Here is a 16,629-nt window from a genome sequence, read left to right on the forward strand (position 1 = left end):
CGGAGGCGGCCCGGGCACAAAGCCCGGGCCGCTACCACCTCGTCAGTACTGCGCTACCAGGTGCCTGGACTAGCGCTACCAACTCGGGCTACTCGCCAGACAGGCCGTTTCATTCAAACGTGAGCCCGATCATCGTCAGGTTTCAGGGCACTCCAGCTCGGACGGTGCCGTGAGTTGCCTGGGCATGTGCCCCGGACAGATGACCGCAAAAGAACGATTTGGGGGTGTGGTGTTGTTTGGCATATCGTTTGGGCATGCCGGATGCCACCAATCCCTACGATCTCGATGGCCTCCGGGCGGTAGCTCACCCGTTGCGCATGCGTTTGCTTTCTCTTCTGACTGCAGAGGCTCTCAGCGCTACGGAGGCGGCGCGTGTCTTGGATGAAAGTCAAGCGAACGTGAGCTACCACCTGCGTCGTTTGGCTCAGGCGGGACTTGTGCAGCTTGTCGAGGAGACGAATATTCGTGGCGGGACCGCCAAACGCTACCGACATGACCCCGCGAGCGGCGAAGCGCTCTGTTCGGGCCGCGTCGACGAGCACCAGGCTCTGATGAGTTCCCTCGCCGCAGAGCTGATCGCCCGCAGCGCGCGTTACCTGTCGGGATCCGAATTCGTGTTCACCGAGGCGGAGGTCACCGTCTCCCGCGAGGCATGGGAACGTATCCGCGACATGTCACGCGAGATCGGGAAACTTATCCACGATGAAGCGATACCCTCCGCCACACCAGAAGGCATCCGCATGAGTGCCACCCTCGCATTGTTCGAGGTCGTGAACCACGACGCGGCCCCGCGAACATGAGTAGCGGCTACCTCGAGGTACTGCGCACGACCGGCGCACTGAGGGTCTTTGTCCCCGCGCTCGTCGGGCGACTCTCGTTCGCCATGGTGACCTTAGTGCTGCTCTTCGCGGTGCAGCGAAGCACGGATTCTTTCGCGGCCGCCGGCGCGGCTACGGGCGCTTTCGGGCTCGCGAACGTGATCGCTTCCCCGTACCGCGCACGATTCGTCGACCGACGCGGACAGCGGTTCGCACTCAACTCGCTAGCCATGGCCTTCGCTGCCGGTCTCGGCGGCATTGCTGCGCTGACAGCCCAGCCCGACCCTTCGTCAGGGGCGCTCGTTGGGCTCGCGGCCATTGTCGGATTGTTCCCTCCACCGCTCGGTGCCGCGATGCGTGTGCTCTGGGGTTCGCTAACAGCGCCGGGAGCGCCGCGGACGAAGGCGTACAGCATCGATGCTGTCTGTGAGGAATTACTGTTCACGACTGGGCCATTGATCGCGGCGGCCATTCTCAGTGCGGCATCGCCGACGGTCGGACTTCTCGCTACAGCCACGGTGGCGCTGGCCGGAACCCTCGGCATGACGAGCAGCTCGCTGTCGCGACAGCACGTTGCCGTCACCGCTTCCCCCCGGAAGAGTTCACGGCCGTTACGACAGAGCGGGTTCGTCGTAGTGTTGATCGCGCTACTCGGCGTGGGAGTCGTACTCGGGACCGTGGAGGTGGTCGCACCCGCAATCGCCGACAGACAGGGATCGGTCGGCGTGGCCGGCATCCTTCTCGCCTCTTTCGCCGCCGGAAGCGCAGTCGGAGGCCTGCTCTACGGCCAGCGAATCTGGAGGAGCTCGCTCGTAAAACGACTACTCATCTCGGTCACAGTCATGACCGCGCTGTGCGCACTCCTCACGACAATTGAGTTTGTCGTGGTCCTCGGCTTCGGACTCGCTGCGGTGGGCTTCTTCCTGGCCCCGTCGCTCGTGACCGGCTACTTACTCGCGGACGGCCTCACCGCTGCAGAGGTGCGCACCGAGGCATCTAGCTGGATCAACACGGCAGTCAACGCTGGTGCCGCCGTTGCCGCCGTCATGGTGGGGTTAGCCATGGACGCCGTAGAGCCCCGTCTTGGATTCATCATCGGCGGCGGAATGGCCCTCATCCTCGTGATGGCCGCCTCCGTGCCGCTGCTCAGAAACTCCAAAGCCGCGGCCGTCGCGGATCAATTGCAATCGGCGTAGATGAAACGAGAACCCCAGCACCGCGATGGCGAGTGCCCGTAGGACGTTCCCTTAGATCCTCGCTGAGCATCCGGCCTCACACACCGTTTGCTCGAACTCCGAGTGGTCTCGTCGATGCGAAATTCTGTTCGGCGTGAGCCAACTGGCTCGAAGTGGTCACAAACGATGACGCCAATCGAGGATATGGTGCAACCACGTTTGGCCGCAGCCGGTCGAGGTGCCTAAGTGGGCTCCGTCCGGGAATCTTCTTGGACCTCAACCGCACGGTGTCGCGGCGGACACCAAGAAGACGAACCGCGCCTCGCCTCGCCGCGCCGCGCACGAACCTCGCGGAGTTCTGAGAGCCATGTTCACAGCCAGACAAATCACGCGTCACACCATGACCGCTTTCGGCGTTGCGCCTTCTGTCGAGCCCAAGATCCTGCACTCTCCGGGAGGGGAGGAAGGCCTGCCATCGCTCAACCTGATCGAATGCGATAACATCCCCCAGGTCGGCGTGACCTCCTACGCCACTATCGGAACGAGTCAGTACACGAACCTCTCAACCGGTGGCGGGAAAAACCTCGGGGTAGAACTCCTGGCTGCGGCTGGAAGCAATTGGAAAGTGATCCAAAGCGGTTTGATCGGAAGCGCACTTAATATCGCCTCCGGCAAGCATTCAATTTGGCCAGACACGATCTTCCCTGACGTGATGTCGGGATTTGATCAAGCCGTTTCAGTGCCACACGCACTGTTTGTATCGCCTTTTCTCTGGAACGACATTGAGGACCTGGAGTCGGACGACCTGGTCATCACGTGGCTCATGATGGTCCCCGTTTCCGATCAAGAATTTCTGTTTGCCGAGCTGAATGGGGTCCAGGCCTTGAACGCCCGGCTCCTCAAGGCCCAGCCAGATGTCTTTAACCTGATGCGACCCTCGGTGATCTGAGTCCAGAGGCCAGTGCTGCGCTTGCACAGCACGATTTGCCGAAGGTTCATCAAGGTGGCGGCGGCCCGTGCCAGGCGCTGCGTCTGACAGCTTCTAGGAGGTTCCGTCGGTGGCGTCGTAGAAGCGACCTCACCGGCGTTCCGGTAGAGGGTTCGACGACAGGGCCTACGAGCTGCACCAGCTCCGCACCGAAGTCGCCACCCTCCGGGACAAGGTGGACGCCCTCACCCCTGAGGTTGAGTGAGGTAGGGGCGGTTCGGACGCACTTCCAGTGACACCTGCTGGGGCTCCTGCGGACGGTCGCTCACCCAGACCTGGTAGTGGTTCTCACTGCGGACACCGTACAAGGTGCAAACCCCCGTTTCGGAGAACGCCGTCGGCGGCCGCTGGCAGGTGCCCTCCACCGAGAATCTGAGGCCCGCGCCCGTCGCCATGCGCTCCAAGTCGTGGACGCTAACGGGGGTGTCCGTCATCCACCGCCGGGAGATGCTCGGGCACGGGTTCGTGCTCATACACAGGAACTGTTCGCGGCGAACCGCGTCGTTCACCTGCTCCCAGTCGGCGGGGACAGCCAGCTGCGTGGCCTGCGCCTCGAGGGCTTCGATGACCCGGTTTTCCAGGGCGAACACGACGAGAAGCGCGGCGACACCCAAGGCCATCAGCCCGGCCGCGACGGCACCCAGAACCTTCACACCATCCCCCAATGCACTCGGCCCCGCCGTGCCTGCAGCGTAGCGCGCAGGATACGCCGTTGTCACTGCTTCGCGGGCCCAAGCTCTCGGGCGGGAGGCACAGCCGACGCGGACGTGCACGGCTCACCGCTCAGGTAGGGGCAGGGCAGCACCGCCCGCTGACCCTCCGCCTTGCGGGACAGCGAGCGAGCCTACGCGTGTTTGGAACACGTTCCATGTTGCAATGCCCTTCAAGTGCGCCGGCGAAGCGATTCGCACGATGGTCTCAATGGCACCTCACCAGCAGTCCGCCTTTGATGCGGCATCGTAGAAACATGCCTCCGGCTTAGATCGGCACTATTGATCCTGTCCTGGGTCCGCGTCGACACGCGACGTCGGTTTTGTGGCTGGGCGGAACACGATCGCGATGATCAAAATACCAATCAGAGGCAGCAACGCAGCAGACGAAATGATGATTCCAGAGGGTTGGCCCGTGTCACAATCGCTTCCAAGGTCAGCGCTGAGCGGATACGCGCCCAAGACGACGAATGGCAGCAGACAGACCACGAGTACCGGCACGGTGAAGAAGGTGGCGATCGATACTCCACGGGCAGCCGCCCGGCCACGAGCGACGATCCGGGCAACAATCCAGAGCAAGAGCCCCATGACTCCCAGAACGACTAACTCTGAAGTCGGAACATCCTCACTCTGCACCCAGCACTTGCCGCCCGCGAAGCAGGCGAAAGCAATCCCCAGCAGGCGACTAGAGCAGATACAAACGCGACACCAACGAGGATTCCGGCGATGACGCTGAATCGAGAACGAGCGTCCACTTTTGGGTCCATCACTTCACGCTGATAAGAGTAGTGGCGAATCGAGGAAATTCGCCGGCAGGTTCCCCAGCGCGAACCGAGGTGCGCGGCCCCCGGCCGAGACCTATCCTCTTCGGTCAAAACCACGGTTCATGTTCTGGCACAGAGTCCCCCTCGAACTTAGATAATTCAACCGCCTGACTCGGCGCCGAACGTAGTGGACGACGCCGGGTTGGTCACTCGGGCTGAGCCCGTGTGTCAGCGCATCTCCGGCACGGCGTACTTGAACCCGACATGCGATGCCGCAAAGCCAAGCCGTTCATAGAATCGGTGCGCATCCACGCGTGCGGCGTCAGAGGCGAGCTGAACGAGCTGGGCACCGAATATCGGTGCATTGTCCACAGCCCAACGAATCATTGCTCCACCAATTCCGCGGCTCCTCTGATCAGAACGAACCCGGACGGCCTCGATCTGCAAACGCGAGGACCCGACTCGAGCGAGTCCCGGAATAACGGTGAGTTGCATAGTGGCAATCACCTCACCCTGAATCGAAGTCGCGACGAGCAGTTGCTGCGCCGGATCTGCATCGATGGCGGCGAACGCACGCTCGTAGGCGGGAAGGTCCTCCGATCGACCAGTGTCGCCCCGGGAAGCGCTGATCGAGTCATGCGCGAGCAGTCCAAGGACTGCCGGCAAGTCTTCTCGCCTGGCGCGCCGGAGAATTGCCGAACCAGAGGACAGAGTGAGGGTGACGTCGACCATGCTTCGAGTATTCCAAACGCTGCGCTTCCATACGGACAGGCTGCGGGACGAACCTGCCGCGTCCAGGGTTCCCTCGTGACACCCAACCTGAAGGGCGGGAATAGGTGTGTTCTTGACCCGAAGACTGCTGGTGCTAAGCGCTTGGGTTGCCAATTCGTTCCCTCCACGTCTCGGGGATACCCAAAGCGGTGAACCCTGATTTGGAATACAAGCCGTGCGCATCGTTGGTCGAGAGAGCGATGCGCCGCAGACCAAGCGGCTCGAACTCTTCCAAAACTCCCGCGATGAGGACAGAGCCAATGCCGCGGCCTCGAACCTGGGGGTCAACGAACACATCGCAAAGCCATGCAAAAGTCACTCCATCCGTGACGACCCGCGCGTACGCGACTTGCTTGTTCGATTCGGTGTCATAGACGCCGAAGTTCCGTGAGCCGTCTATGGCTGCATCCTGCCGGGCACGTGATCTCCCGGGCGCCCAATAAGACTGTTCGCTGATCCAGCGGTGCACTTGGTCACGGTCTATATCGGCAACGTCGGCTGAGAACCGATAGTTCGAATCCATTTATCCATCCAATCGGTCTTGGGCGGACTGCGCCCGACCAATCGCCGTGTTGCAAGGAGTCTGCCCGCACGTCGTTCCCTCCATCGAGCATTGCGCGGTGGGAGACTGTCGGCAGCTGATGCTCGATGGAGGGTGCGATGCGTTCATCTGTTCCGATCCTAGGGAACCCCTGGCCGCACGACATGTTGATCACCGTCGAGGACAATCCGCACGCTCTTATCGACCTGCTCTGGATCCGGGAGGCCTGGAATCTGCAGCCAGCCGCGAACGATCTCCCCCCTCTGCTCTCGGACGAATCCGTCAGGACGCATGCTCGAACGGAATTGTCAGACAGAACCCAGACCTGGCAGAACGCATGGTCCTCCATCTGGGACGCGTGCGTGCACCATGCCGGAATACTTCACGATGAAAACATCTTCGACCAGCTCCGGGGAACCGGCGACGGGTCGATTGAGCGCGCCGAACTCCTGAAGTCGCTCATAGGGCCATCATGGCGCGACGAGTTCGGTGATGAGGCCTTCACGGACCAATACGAAGTTTGGAATCAGAACAAGGCCGAGACTCAGTTCGGTCATTTCCACATCCCCCTGGACGAAGAACCGGAGCGCGTGTCGCTCACTGCCCTCATCCCCGCATGGCGCGCCGGGCTGAGCAAGATCGTCAGCATCCCGTGCCAGGGCTCATACACGCGAGTAATTGGACGCCACGCACTGCTCGTGACAGATGAAACCCGCGGTGACCCCCGACGCTACAGCGACGCCCTCAAACAGTTCCGGTGAAGGTTCCCCACTAGGAGCCTCTGGCGGGGGTGCTCCCAGGTCACCGCGAGCGGAACACGATTCGCGGAAATCAAGCTCTCGACAGCCCCCATCCTCCGGCGTCGGTTTTACCGGGCTTCGCATCGCCCGCACCGCAGCAATCGGCGCAGGGCTTTATTTGGTTTGGCCATCGTGCGCTCGGCCACCGCACCACCGCCGTCTAGAAGTCAGTCACTTTCTTGGCATGCCACGCGCACCTTGCGGGAATACGATCTTTCTATCGGGCTTCCCGTCACGTCGGCAGCCCGCGACGCACCGCCTCACAGCAGCGTCGAAGCATCGCTGCACCACAGATTGACGCTGCTGCGATGCGGCGGTTGATCGTTAAATTGTGACCTCGACGACACCGTTTCTCATCCAGCTGAAGCACACAGGGAGCATCAATGGGCACTGACGACCAGACCAACACATGCAGTTTCCACATGAGCGGTGCGCTGCCAGCAGGTGGCGACCACCTCGGCGGCACCTTCGGTCAGTCGCCGACCCTGGACAGTTGGTACCCGCAGCGTCTCCGGGTTGAGCTTCTCCACCGGAACGGCGTAGACGCCGACCCGCTCGGCGCGGACTTCGACTACGCGGCGGCTTTCGCCACGATCGACCTCACGACGCTCAAGTCGGACATCAAGCGACTGCTCACCACATCGGTCGACTGGTGGCCGGCGGACTACGGCAACTACGGTCCACAGATGATCCGAATGGCGTGGCATGCCGCCGGCACGTACCGAATTGCCGACGGCCGTGGCGGAGCGGGCACCGCGATGCAGCGGTTCGCACCAATCGGAAGCTGGTGGGACAACGGCAACACCGACAAATCACGACGACTCCTACAGCCGATCAAGCACCAGTACGGCAACGCTCTGTCGTGGGCCGACCTGATGGTCTTGACCGGCAACTGCTCCCTCGAGTTGATGGGCCTGCCGACGTACGGCTTCGGTGGTGGACGACTCGATGCGTGGGAACCGGACGACGGCACCTGGTGGGGCCCGGAGGTCTGGAACCCGCACGCGGTCGCGAGCCCCGACGAGATGGTGAGCCGCGACGAACGCTGGCATGGTCAGAACGGCGACGCGGACTACGACCTGCAGAGCCCCCTGGCCGCGTCGCACCAGGCGCTCATCTACGTCAACCCTGAGGGGCCTTATTCGAACGGCGACCCGCTGGGCTCAGCACGCGACATTCGCATCACGTTCACGCGGATGGCGATGAACGACGAGGAAACGGTGGCATTGATCGCCGGTGGCCACGCGTTCGGTAAGAGCCACGGCCAGGTACCCGCATCCGACATCGGACCATCACCCGAGAAAGCCCCGATCGAGTCGATGGGGCTCGGTTGGCACAACCCGGTGGGTACCGGCAGTGCCGAGCACACTTCGACCAACGGCATCGAGGGCAGCTGGACTCCGAACCCGACACAGTGGGACAACACCTACCTCGAGAACCTGTTCGCGTACGACTACGAGCAGACGAAAAGCCCGGCCGGCGCGCTGCAGTGGACACCGACTGACCCGGAGGCGCCGAAGACTCCGGACGCCCACGTACCCGGTCAGATGAACCCGCTCATGATGATGACCTCGGACATCGCACTCAAGGTCGACCCGGAGTATCGGGCCATATGCGAGCGTTTCCTGGCCGACTTCGATCTGTTCACCCTCGCGTTCTCGAAGGCCTGGTACAAGCTCACGCACCGCGACATGGGGCCGAAGCACCGGTACCTCGGCCCGGAGGTCACCATCGCCGACGACCTGCTCTGGCAGGACCCGCTCCCGGACGCAGCAGGATCCTCACTCGACGAGGCCGACGTGGCAGCGCTCAAGGAAGCCGTCCTCGCGACCGGGCTGACCGTGTCCGACCTCGTCTACACGGCGTTCTCCGCCGCCTCGACCTACCGCGACAGCGACAAGCGCGGAGGGGCGAACGGTGCCCGCCTGGCCTTGTCGCCGCAGAAAGACTGGGCGGTCAACCGACGCACCGTCCCAGTCATCGACGCGCTGCGGAACGTGCAGGCGGCTTTCACGGCGACGTCGGGCGGACGGAAGTTATCTCTTGCCGACCTCATCGTCCTCGCCGGCAGCGCCGCCGTGGAGCAGGCGGCACGGGCGGCAGGATCTGACGCCAGCGTGCCGTTTACGCCAGGCCGTGTCGACACGACGCAGGAGCTGACCGACATCGAGATGTTCGAGTGGCTGCGACCCATTGCGGACGGGTTCCGCAACTTCGTGTCCGAGCGCTTCGAAGAGTTTGCTCCGGGCGTCGCGCCCGAGGCGGCATTCCTCGACAAGGCGAACTTGTTCACTCTCACCGCACCGGAGTGGACCGTCCTGCACGCCGGGCTCCGCGTGCTCGGCAGCAACTGGGACGGGTCCGACGTGGGTGTGCTCACGGATCACGTCGGAGCCCTGACGACCGACTTCCTCGTGAATCTGACCGACACCGACCTCATCTGGACGAAGGACGACGAGACCGCGATGACCTTCACTGGTCGGGTTCAGGCGACCGGCGAGGCTCGCTGGAGGGCCTCCCGGAATGACCTGGTATTCGGCTCTAACGCGCAACTGCGGTCGATCGCCGACGCCTACGCGGGCAGCGACGGGCAAGAGCGGTTCGTCCGCGAATTCATCCGCGTCTGGTCGAAGGTCATGATGCTCGACCGCTACGACGTCAAGGGCCACAAGCGTTACGGGGCGATGGCCGCCTGACCCCGGAGGTCGCGTCCTGGCGAGCTGACGGCGTGGGGGCACGGCGCGATCGAGCGCTGAGCCTCCAAGCCGTCGAGGCCTTGACCGAACGACGCTTGAGGCCGCGAGCCGAACGTTGCACGGATTGATCAGGCTGGGGACGGCCAAGGAACCTCCGCGGGCAGCACGTGGTCGACCACACTCGCACCTCGACGGCCTGCGAGGGTGGACGGGCCGCTATGCCCTGGAAGCCGTTGCCCCCACTCGTAGAGACGCCGGCCAGATTTGCTTTGGCCTCGGGTCGCGAGAGGGTACCGCTGATGTTCTCTGTGGCGGCTCGTAAGGCCTGAGCCTTCCGGGGTCATGTCCCGCTGAGGAATGCGCGTGACCGGTAGAGGTGCGGCTTGCGGACAATCGAGCCCAAGCGGATGGCGTGATTCAGCAAGGCCCATCTCCCGAATATGAAACCGCAAAAGAACAATTTGGGGGTCGGGTCCGGTTCGGCATATCGTGTGAGCATGCCGGATGCCACCACACCCTACGATCTCGATGGCCTGCGGGTCGTGGCTCACCCGCTGCGCCTGCGCTTGCTTTCGATTCTGACTGCGGAGGCTCTCAGCGCTACTGAGGCAGCGCGAATTCTGGGTGAGAGCCAGGCGAACGTGAGCTACCACCTACGTCGTCTAGCTCAGGCCGGACTCGTGCAGCTTGTCGAGGAGATGAGCATCCGCGGCGGGACCGCCAAACGCTACCGGCATGACCCAGCCAGCGGCGAAGTGCTCGGCTCGGGGCATGCCGACGAGCACCAGGCTCTGATGAGCTCTCTCGCGGCAGAACTGATTGCCCGAAGCGCTCGCTACGTATCGGAATCCGACTTCGTGTTCACCGAGGCCGAGGTCACGGTCTCCCCCGAGGCGTGGAAACGCATCCGCGAGATGTCCCGCGAGGTCGGAAAACTAATCCACGATGAGGCGATGCCCTCGGCCACGCCAGAGGGCATCCGGATCAGTGCGACTCTTGCCTTGTTCGAAGTCTCGAACCATGACCCGGCCCCGCACACATGAGTGGAGGCTACCTAGAAGTACTACGCACAGCCGGCGCACTCAGGGTCTTTGTTCCCGCCCTTGTCGGACGCCTCTCGTTCGCCATGGTAACCCTGGTGCTGCTCTTCGCTGTGCAGCAAAGCACCGACTCGTTCGCGGTCGCTGGCGCGGCAACCGGGGCGTTCGGACTCGCGAACGTGATCGCATCCCCCTACCGCGCACGGTTCGTGGACCGCCGCGGGCAGCGGTTCGCCCTCAACTCACTCGCCATCGCTTTCGCCGCCGGCCTCGGCGCTATGGCTGCGCTGACAGCCCAGTCCGAGCCGCCAGCAGGGGTGCTGGTTGGCCTCGCGGCCGTGGTGGGGTTGTTTCCGCCACCGCTCGGCGCCTCGATGCGTGTGCTCTGGGGTTCGATCACAGAGCCGGGAGCATTGCGAACCAAGGCGTACAGCGTCGACGCAGTCTGTGAGGAATTACTCTTCACGACGGGACCGTTGATCGCAGCTGCGGTTGTGGGTGCGGCATCGCCGCCGGTCGGACTGCTCGCGACCGCCCTGGTGGCGCTTGTCGGAACGCTCGGCATGACAAGCAGCCCGCTCTCGCGAGGGCACGGCGCCGTCACCACATCCCCGCGCAACAGCTCACGGCCGCTACGCCAGAGCGGGTTCGTCGCAATCCTGATCGCGCTGCTCGGCGTGGGAGTCGTGCTCGGAACCGTGGAGGTGGTCGCACCCGCAGTCGCCGACAGTCAGGGATCGGTGGGCCTGGCCGGGATACTTCTCGCAGCTTTCGCGGCCGGAAGCGCAGTCGGAGGCCTGCTCTACGGCCAGCGGACGTGGAGGAGTTCGCTCGTGCAGCGACTACTCATCTCGAGCACTCTCATGACCGTGCTGTGCGCACTTCTAGCCACTCTTGGGTCTGTCGTGGTTCTCGGGTTCGGGCTCGTCGCGGTGGGCTTCTTCCTGGCCCCTTCGCTTGTCACCGGCTACTTACTCGCCGACGACATCACCGCCGTCGAAGTACGAACCGAGGCATCCAGTTGGATCAACACGGCAGTCAACGCGGGCGCAGCAGTCGCCGCGGTAATCGTGGGGTTCACCGTGGACGCCGGCGACCCTCGACTTGGTTTTCTCGTCGGCGCTGGCATGGCGCTCACCCTCGTGTTAGCCGCATCCGTGCCTCTGCTCAGAAGTACTACGGCCGTGCCCGTCGAAGATCAGCTGCGGTCCGCGTAGGACGAACGAGAAGCCCCGATTGGGCGCCCGCGACAACGACCGTCCGTAAGCCGTTCCCTTGCGAACCCTGGACGCCATCAGCAGCCGCTCCCCCCCTTCTCGCAGAATGAGTGCCGGGGAACGTCCGGGGATGGAGACGAATCTGAGCCCGTGAGGCTGTCTCTGCCATCGCGCAACTATTCTGCGGAGAATCCGCCCGTTGCCAGGGAGTGTCGGAGACCAACCCGAACGGCCGGCCACTCACTCTGAATAATTGAGAATACGACGGTGTCCCGAAGCGCGCCGTCTGGTCCGACGGAGTGGCTGCGTAGCACTCCGTCCTGTTTCGCGCCCAATGCTGCTATCGCCTTTCTCGATTGGCGGTTGTGCCAGTGAGTGCGAAATTCCACCGCGATGCAGTGCAAGTCGTCGAAGGCGTAGCCCAGCTGCAAAAGCTTGGCCTCGCGATTCGCCCCGGTGCCCTGAGCGCTTCTGGCCAGCCAGGTCGATCCAATCTCCACTCGCGGGGCATCGACGTTCGGATTCATGAAGGTCGTCATGCCGACTATCCGTCCTGTTGATGTAAGCCGGGTGGCCCAGGGCGGGACAAGTCCTTGTGCGTGAGGACGGAGCCGGCGGGCAACCTCTCCCGCCATCGACTCGGGGTGCGGTACCGCGGTGTACCAAGCGCGCCAAAGTTCACCCTCGTCCGCGGCCACACACAAATCACCCACATGATCCAGCGAGAGCGGTTCAAGGGTCACGAGCGAACCTGTGAGCGTGCACGATACCGAGAGATCCATGTTTTGACACTATGGCACCTCGGAAACTTTTTGAGCTTGAATGAGGCGCTGATCACGGGCGGTTCTGAGGATCAAGCCGCGACACATCCGCTCAGTGGGTCGGAGCGTAAGGTGGACGGAATGATGCCAACGCCGATCCTGGTCCCTGCGGCATCGACCACGTCCGCTGAGGTAGAGGTCTCGCTTCAAACCGAAGTCGTGCCAGACGCGGACAGCACGCCGGGTCCCGGCCTGGTCCCGGAGCTTCTGGTTACCTCTCTCGAGGCGAGCCTGGATTTCTGGTGCCGCCTTTGCGGATTCGAGGTGCTCTACGACCGCCCCGACGAGGGGTTTGCCTACATCACCAGCGGCACGGCGCACATCATGCTCGAACAAAGAGGATCGGGACGGAACTGGATACCTGCCCCGCTTGAGCCGCCTCTCGGCCGCGGGATCAACTTCCAGATCACTGTGGCGTCGATACAACCGCTGCTGAGTGCTCTCGACGCCGCGAGCTGGACCCTCTTCATGGAGCCGGAGACGAAGTGGTACCGGACCGGCACGACCGAGGCCGGCGTAGCCCAGTTCCTGGTGCAGGACCCGGATGGATACTTGATCCGATTCCAAGCATCTCTGGGCCGCAGGCCGACCGGGGCCGGCACCCTTTAACCCTGCAGCCGGACGCCGCTCTGTAGGAGCAAGCTCACGCTTGGTCGGGTGTCTCGAGAACTACTGTGGATCGCATGACTCCAACGATGCCGATCCTTGTCTCCGCGACATCACCGACGTCTGCTGAAGCCCAGGACGTGTCACGTCGGTACTATGAGGAGCTTGTGAGTCGCTACCACGGGCGACCCGCCGCTCGACAGGAGACCCTGGACGCCCAGGCCGGATACCCCAGTGATGACCTGGTCGCACCACTGGGCATCCTTCTGCTGGCCCGCCAAGGAGCCACCGTTCTCGGCTGTGCAGGAATGCGGGTACGGCCCGGCGACATCGGCGAGGTGACCAGAGTCTTCGTGGAACCTGCGGCACGGGGTAGGGGCGTGGGACGCCTTCTCATGAAGGAACTGGAACGCAAATCCCTCGAATTCGGACTCCATGCGTTGCGGTTGGACACACGAACGGACCTCGTCGAAGCGCGAAGCCTGTACGCGTCCCTTGGCTACATCGAAGGGGAAGCGCACAATACCGACCCATACGCTAACCACTGGTTCCGGAAAGACTTGGCGTGAATTTCGATTCTTGAAGGCCGGCGAAGGGCTTGGTCGGTTTATAGTGCCCGGTCAGGGTTCCCCTGTGGAGCTTTGCGCGGCCCACCCGACGATGCGTGCTCAACCCCTGTCGCTCAACATCACTCGTATGGGCGCTCCCAGAATCGCTGTCCGTGCTGATATCTGCATGAGTTTGGCACGCTGGGACACTAACCAATAGCGCCCTCCCTGGATGACGAGTGGCGGCTGCGACTCTACGTACCTGCACTTCTAGCAGAGGCGTAGGTGGCCGCATACAGTGATGTCGACGTATCTCACTCTGGTTTCGATGAAGGCTACGAATATCTCCCCCGATTCGAGGACTTTGTCCAAGGGGGGCAGTCCTATTGGGGGCTCTTCAGAGACGACTGTGCCCGGAAGGGGGCTGGAAGGGGTTTGCGCCTGTTTTCTGATAGTTGCGCTGTCGGCCCGTCCGAACGTCGCCGTCACGTGCTGCCCGTTGCAGTCGTAACCGCCCTGAACGGGCGGCGCCGTGCTCCCCGCGTCGAGTGCTTCTAAGGCGGATTGCGCTGCCGGCGTCACCAGTGGCCACAGCGACGTGCACGATCGTACTGCGAAGCTTTCGTCGATGAGCGACGCGGCTTCTGAGGCCCGCACTGCCGGTGGGAAAGTAAGAAGGGCGTCCCGGGAGACAGAGCAGGAGTAGCGCCGGGGGGCGTCCGGGTTGCTTATCGAGCCGAGGGGTTCGACTGAGCACGCATCCAGGGTGCGGGTAGCGACGGGAGCAACTCCACCCGTACCGGCAGTCAGACTCGTCGCTGCTACGGCTGTGGCGATGGCCGCCGGGCGGCTCTCGTCTCCCATCGCTGGCCCGGCTTTTTCGGAAGTATCAGGGCAAGCAGTCAGAGTCGTTGCTATCAGGATCAGAGAAAGTGCAGCGCTCGTTCTGCTCAACATGGCGATGGAGTCCCCTGTTCCTTTTCCTGTTTCGATCAAGTTGGCCGTCTGGAGGCATTCACGTGTGAGGCACAGCTCGTCGCCAGGTCCCCTGCCTGCCGCCGTCCTTGAAGGAGCCTAGATGAAGTTGAGCACGGAGGCTTGATCGCTACACTCCGCGCGCGGTCACGGACGGCCATAAGCACCCGCGGTCCTGCCACGATGCGCGAGACGGAGGAAACGGGAGGACAAGCCGGCGCCCAAGAACTGGCCCATTCGGCAACAGGATCGAGGTCATCGTTCCAGCCGGCTAGTGCGTGAGCTACCGCCCTGCGGTGGCAACTCGCTGCCTGGCTACGAACTGCGGCGTTCGTCCGCCAGCCTTCCCCGCTGGCACCGTGCGTCGGGCCCAGCGAGCCGCGCCGGCGACTGTAAGCGCAGCAGCCAGACTGTTGTCATGCTCATTGATCACTGGCCCTTCGTCGGCTTGCGCCTGAACACGGATCAACTCGAGCTTCGCCTACCCACCGATGAGGAGTTGACCGAAGTCGCGTTGGTCGCCGCCGCGGGCGTGCATCAGCGCGATGAGCGACCCTACCTAACACCGTGGACAGACCTTTCGCCGCCCGAACGCACAGTGCACGTCATGAAGCAGCACTGGAGCCGCCGAGGCGATTGGAGCACAGACGCGTGGACGCTGGAACTCGCTGTTTTCCTCAAACAGCGACCCATCGGCATGGTTGCTCTCAGAGGGCGTGAGTTCCCAATCCTTCGCGAAGTCAAGACAGAATCCTGGCTCGGCCTCGAATTTCACGGGAAAGGCCTGGGGACCGAAGCTCGGACCGCTCTCTTGCACCTCGCCTTCGTCGGACTCGAAGCCGACGCTGCCTTGTCCGAGGTTTTCCAGGACAATCCAGCGTCACAAGGTGTCTCGCGAAAGCTTGGCTACACACACGATGGCATCTCCAGGGATGCACTCGATGGCCGAGTAGTCACCTCGGACCGACTGCGTCTGACACGTGAGGCGTGGGACGGGAGGCCGCGTCTCAAGGTGACGATGGCTGGCCTCTCGCCCTGCCTGCCGTTCTTCGGTTTGAAACCGGGCCAACGAACCTAGATACTCCGTCACGACAGTGACGGCGAGGTGCTACCGTCGTTCCAAAAGACCTTCGACGACCGGACACAGTGAGTGCCGCACGGTCATGAACAGTCGCCGTGGGATGCTGATTCTGTGGAATTGAACACAAGCGCCGATAGGCCGGTCGTTGCCATTCGACCGTATGGCCACGCGGATGCCGCAGACACGTTGGCGATCTTCCTTGCCGCAGTGACCGAGACCGCTGCCGCCGACTATTCGCCGGAGCAGATTCAGGCGTGGGCTCGGCCAGAAGTGCGCGAGCTATCCGCTTGGCATGCGGCGATGCAGGCGCGGAACGGTTACGTGGCAACCATGGATGGTGCGCCGGCAGGCTTCTCTGACGTGGACTCTGAGGGATACATCGACATGATGTTCGTCGCCCCTCGCTACCTGCGACGCGGGGTGGCACGTCAACTGATCGGCCACGTGGAGGCCCGCGCGCGCCAGGAGCAGCTGACTGAACTGACAGCTGACGTCAGCATTACAGCCCGCCCCTTCTTTGAGCGCTCGGGATTCACCGTCGAGGCAGAACAACACCCAGTGACGGCCGGCGTGCAGCTGACCAATTTCAAGATGAAAAAGAAGCTAGTCAGCGGCGAGGTGTCCCTGAGCGGACAGCTTATTTGTCTCACCCAGGACCAAGCGGGAACTGTCCGGGAACACCTACAACTGCACCTTGCCCTCACCCGGGCCGAACCGGGATGCCGTTCGTTTAATGTCACCCGGACGAGCAATCCCCTGATGTGGCAGGTCGAAGAGCACTTCGAGCACGCATCCGCCTTTGAAGCCCACCAGGAACGTGTCGCCAGCAGTGAGTGGGGTCACGCCACCGCGGGAATCGAACGCCGCTACTCCGTGATCGGACTCTAGCCGCTCGCCCGTTCCGACAGCTATCCATCCGTAACACCCCAGGTGGGCAAGCTTCTGCCTCCGCAATTCACGCTCCGAGCGCGTCACTCAAGGTTCCCAAACGTCACTCCCCCGAGACTTCGGAACTTCGGCGAATTTGCGCCGGATGTGCGCCCCTAAACGTCGACTTCGCGCCACCCTTCGTCAAGCT

General features: G+C 63.0%; 16 protein-coding genes. 11 read left to right on the plus strand and 5 right to left on the minus strand.

What is annotated here, in order from left to right; genetic code table 11:
* The first annotated feature begins 254 nt into the window (after positions 1-254).
* The 3 genes from E3T40_RS07015 to E3T40_RS07025 all read left to right on the plus strand — a co-directional run bounded on the left by E3T40_RS07015 (position 255) and on the right by E3T40_RS07025 (position 2,942).
* Positions 255-800, plus strand: a complete 546-nt coding sequence (locus E3T40_RS07015; RefSeq protein WP_134542984.1) for a helix-turn-helix domain-containing protein — start codon at positions 255-257, stop codon at positions 798-800.
* Entirely contained in the window at positions 797-2,014 is a 1,218-nt protein-coding gene (locus E3T40_RS07020) for an MFS transporter (protein WP_134542985.1), read from the plus strand. The genes E3T40_RS07015 and E3T40_RS07020 overlap by 4 nt, the downstream gene beginning before the upstream one ends.
* A gap of 379 nt (positions 2,015-2,393) precedes the next feature.
* On the plus strand, positions 2,394-2,942 hold the full coding sequence (locus E3T40_RS07025; RefSeq protein WP_166786599.1) for a suppressor of fused domain protein: 549 nt from the start codon (positions 2,394-2,396) through the stop codon (positions 2,940-2,942).
* A 224-nt stretch (positions 2,943-3,166) separates the two neighbouring features.
* Here the strand turns inward: E3T40_RS07025 and E3T40_RS07030 are convergent, their stop codons facing one another.
* The 4 genes from E3T40_RS07030 to E3T40_RS07045 all read right to left on the minus strand — a co-directional run bounded on the left by E3T40_RS07030 (position 3,167) and on the right by E3T40_RS07045 (position 5,749).
* Complete coding sequence (locus E3T40_RS07030) at positions 3,167-3,634, minus strand: hypothetical protein (protein WP_134542987.1); 468 nt, start codon at positions 3,632-3,634, stop codon at positions 3,167-3,169.
* 336 nt (positions 3,635-3,970) lie between these two features.
* Positions 3,971-4,279, minus strand: coding sequence for a hypothetical protein (locus tag E3T40_RS07035; protein ID WP_134542988.1), 309 nt, complete (start codon positions 4,277-4,279; stop codon positions 3,971-3,973).
* Between the two features lie 404 nt (positions 4,280-4,683).
* The gene (locus E3T40_RS07040) at positions 4,684-5,187 is read right to left on the minus strand and encodes a GNAT family N-acetyltransferase (RefSeq protein WP_134542989.1); all 504 of its coding nucleotides are present in this window, start codon (positions 5,185-5,187) and stop codon (positions 4,684-4,686) included.
* Positions 5,188-5,320: 133 nt separating this feature from the next.
* The gene (locus tag E3T40_RS07045) at positions 5,321-5,749 is read right to left on the minus strand and encodes a GNAT family N-acetyltransferase (RefSeq protein WP_134542990.1); all 429 of its coding nucleotides are present in this window, start codon (positions 5,747-5,749) and stop codon (positions 5,321-5,323) included.
* A gap of 182 nt (positions 5,750-5,931) precedes the next feature.
* On the opposite strand from E3T40_RS07045, the gene E3T40_RS07050 reads away from it, so the two are divergent.
* The 4 genes from E3T40_RS07050 to E3T40_RS07065 all read left to right on the plus strand — a co-directional run bounded on the left by E3T40_RS07050 (position 5,932) and on the right by E3T40_RS07065 (position 11,520).
* Positions 5,932-6,528 (plus strand): hypothetical protein, encoded by a 597-nt coding sequence (locus E3T40_RS07050; RefSeq protein ID WP_134542991.1) that lies wholly within the window; start codon positions 5,932-5,934, stop codon positions 6,526-6,528.
* A gap of 422 nt (positions 6,529-6,950) precedes the next feature.
* Positions 6,951-9,263, plus strand: a complete 2,313-nt coding sequence (gene katG / locus E3T40_RS07055) for a catalase/peroxidase HPI (RefSeq protein WP_134542992.1) — start codon at positions 6,951-6,953, stop codon at positions 9,261-9,263.
* Positions 9,264-9,760: 497 nt separating this feature from the next.
* Complete coding sequence (locus E3T40_RS07060) at positions 9,761-10,306, plus strand: helix-turn-helix domain-containing protein (protein ID WP_134542993.1); 546 nt, start codon at positions 9,761-9,763, stop codon at positions 10,304-10,306.
* Positions 10,303-11,520 (plus strand): MFS transporter, encoded by a 1,218-nt coding sequence (locus tag E3T40_RS07065; RefSeq protein ID WP_134542994.1) that lies wholly within the window; start codon positions 10,303-10,305, stop codon positions 11,518-11,520. The genes E3T40_RS07060 and E3T40_RS07065 overlap by 4 nt, the downstream gene beginning before the upstream one ends.
* A gap of 176 nt (positions 11,521-11,696) precedes the next feature.
* On the opposite strand, the gene E3T40_RS07070 is transcribed toward E3T40_RS07065, so the two are convergent.
* Positions 11,697-12,302 (minus strand): GNAT family N-acetyltransferase, encoded by a 606-nt coding sequence (locus tag E3T40_RS07070; protein ID WP_134542995.1) that lies wholly within the window; start codon positions 12,300-12,302, stop codon positions 11,697-11,699.
* 120 nt (positions 12,303-12,422) lie between these two features.
* Here E3T40_RS07070 and E3T40_RS07075 point away from each other — a divergent pair, with 120 nt between their 5' ends.
* The 4 genes from E3T40_RS07075 (at position 12,423) to E3T40_RS16990 (ending at position 16,439) form a co-directional block, all read left to right on the plus strand.
* Positions 12,423-12,950, plus strand: coding sequence for a VOC family protein (locus E3T40_RS07075; RefSeq protein ID WP_198411953.1), 528 nt, complete (start codon positions 12,423-12,425; stop codon positions 12,948-12,950).
* Between the two features lie 74 nt (positions 12,951-13,024).
* Positions 13,025-13,516 carry a GNAT family N-acetyltransferase gene (locus E3T40_RS07080; protein ID WP_134542996.1) on the plus strand — a complete coding sequence of 164 codons (492 nt, stop codon included), beginning with the start codon at positions 13,025-13,027 and terminating at the stop codon, positions 13,514-13,516.
* Positions 13,517-14,888: 1,372 nt separating this feature from the next.
* Positions 14,889-15,548 carry a GNAT family N-acetyltransferase gene (locus tag E3T40_RS07085; RefSeq protein WP_134542997.1) on the plus strand — a complete coding sequence of 220 codons (660 nt, stop codon included), beginning with the start codon at positions 14,889-14,891 and terminating at the stop codon, positions 15,546-15,548.
* A 120-nt stretch (positions 15,549-15,668) separates the two neighbouring features.
* Positions 15,669-16,439 (plus strand): GNAT family N-acetyltransferase, encoded by a 771-nt coding sequence (locus tag E3T40_RS16990; RefSeq protein ID WP_134542998.1) that lies wholly within the window; start codon positions 15,669-15,671, stop codon positions 16,437-16,439.
* The last annotated feature ends 190 nt before the right edge of the window (positions 16,440-16,629 follow it).

It is taken from the genome of Cryobacterium sp. TMT1-19 (genome assembly GCF_004403055.1).
GTDB lineage: Bacteria > Actinomycetota > Actinomycetes > Actinomycetales > Microbacteriaceae > Cryobacterium > Cryobacterium sandaracinum.

Bases quoted from the DNA above. Each gene is read 5' to 3' on its own strand.
- E3T40_RS07015 (WP_134542984.1), top strand. From the start codon at position 255: ATGCCGGATGCCACCAATCCCTACGATCTCGATGGCCTCCGGGCGGTA.
- E3T40_RS07020 (WP_134542985.1), top strand. From the start codon at position 797: ATGAGTAGCGGCTACCTCGAGGTACTGCGCACGACCGGCGCACTGAGG.
- E3T40_RS07025 (WP_166786599.1), top strand. From the start codon at position 2,394: ATGACCGCTTTCGGCGTTGCGCCTTCTGTCGAGCCCAAGATCCTGCAC.
- E3T40_RS07035 (WP_134542988.1), bottom strand. From the start codon at position 4,279: ATGGGGCTCTTGCTCTGGATTGTTGCCCGGATCGTCGCTCGTGGCCGG.
- E3T40_RS07040 (WP_134542989.1), bottom strand. From the start codon at position 5,187: ATGGTCGACGTCACCCTCACTCTGTCCTCTGGTTCGGCAATTCTCCGG.
- E3T40_RS07045 (WP_134542990.1), bottom strand. From the start codon at position 5,749: ATGGATTCGAACTATCGGTTCTCAGCCGACGTTGCCGATATAGACCGT.
- E3T40_RS07050 (WP_134542991.1), top strand. From the start codon at position 5,932: ATGTTGATCACCGTCGAGGACAATCCGCACGCTCTTATCGACCTGCTC.
- katG (WP_134542992.1), top strand. From the start codon at position 6,951: ATGGGCACTGACGACCAGACCAACACATGCAGTTTCCACATGAGCGGT.
- E3T40_RS07060 (WP_134542993.1), top strand. From the start codon at position 9,761: ATGCCGGATGCCACCACACCCTACGATCTCGATGGCCTGCGGGTCGTG.
- E3T40_RS07065 (WP_134542994.1), top strand. From the start codon at position 10,303: ATGAGTGGAGGCTACCTAGAAGTACTACGCACAGCCGGCGCACTCAGG.
- E3T40_RS07070 (WP_134542995.1), bottom strand. From the start codon at position 12,302: ATGGATCTCTCGGTATCGTGCACGCTCACAGGTTCGCTCGTGACCCTT.
- E3T40_RS07075 (WP_198411953.1), top strand. From the start codon at position 12,423: ATGATGCCAACGCCGATCCTGGTCCCTGCGGCATCGACCACGTCCGCT.
- E3T40_RS07080 (WP_134542996.1), top strand. From the start codon at position 13,025: ATGACTCCAACGATGCCGATCCTTGTCTCCGCGACATCACCGACGTCT.
- E3T40_RS07085 (WP_134542997.1), top strand. From the start codon at position 14,889: ATGCTCATTGATCACTGGCCCTTCGTCGGCTTGCGCCTGAACACGGAT.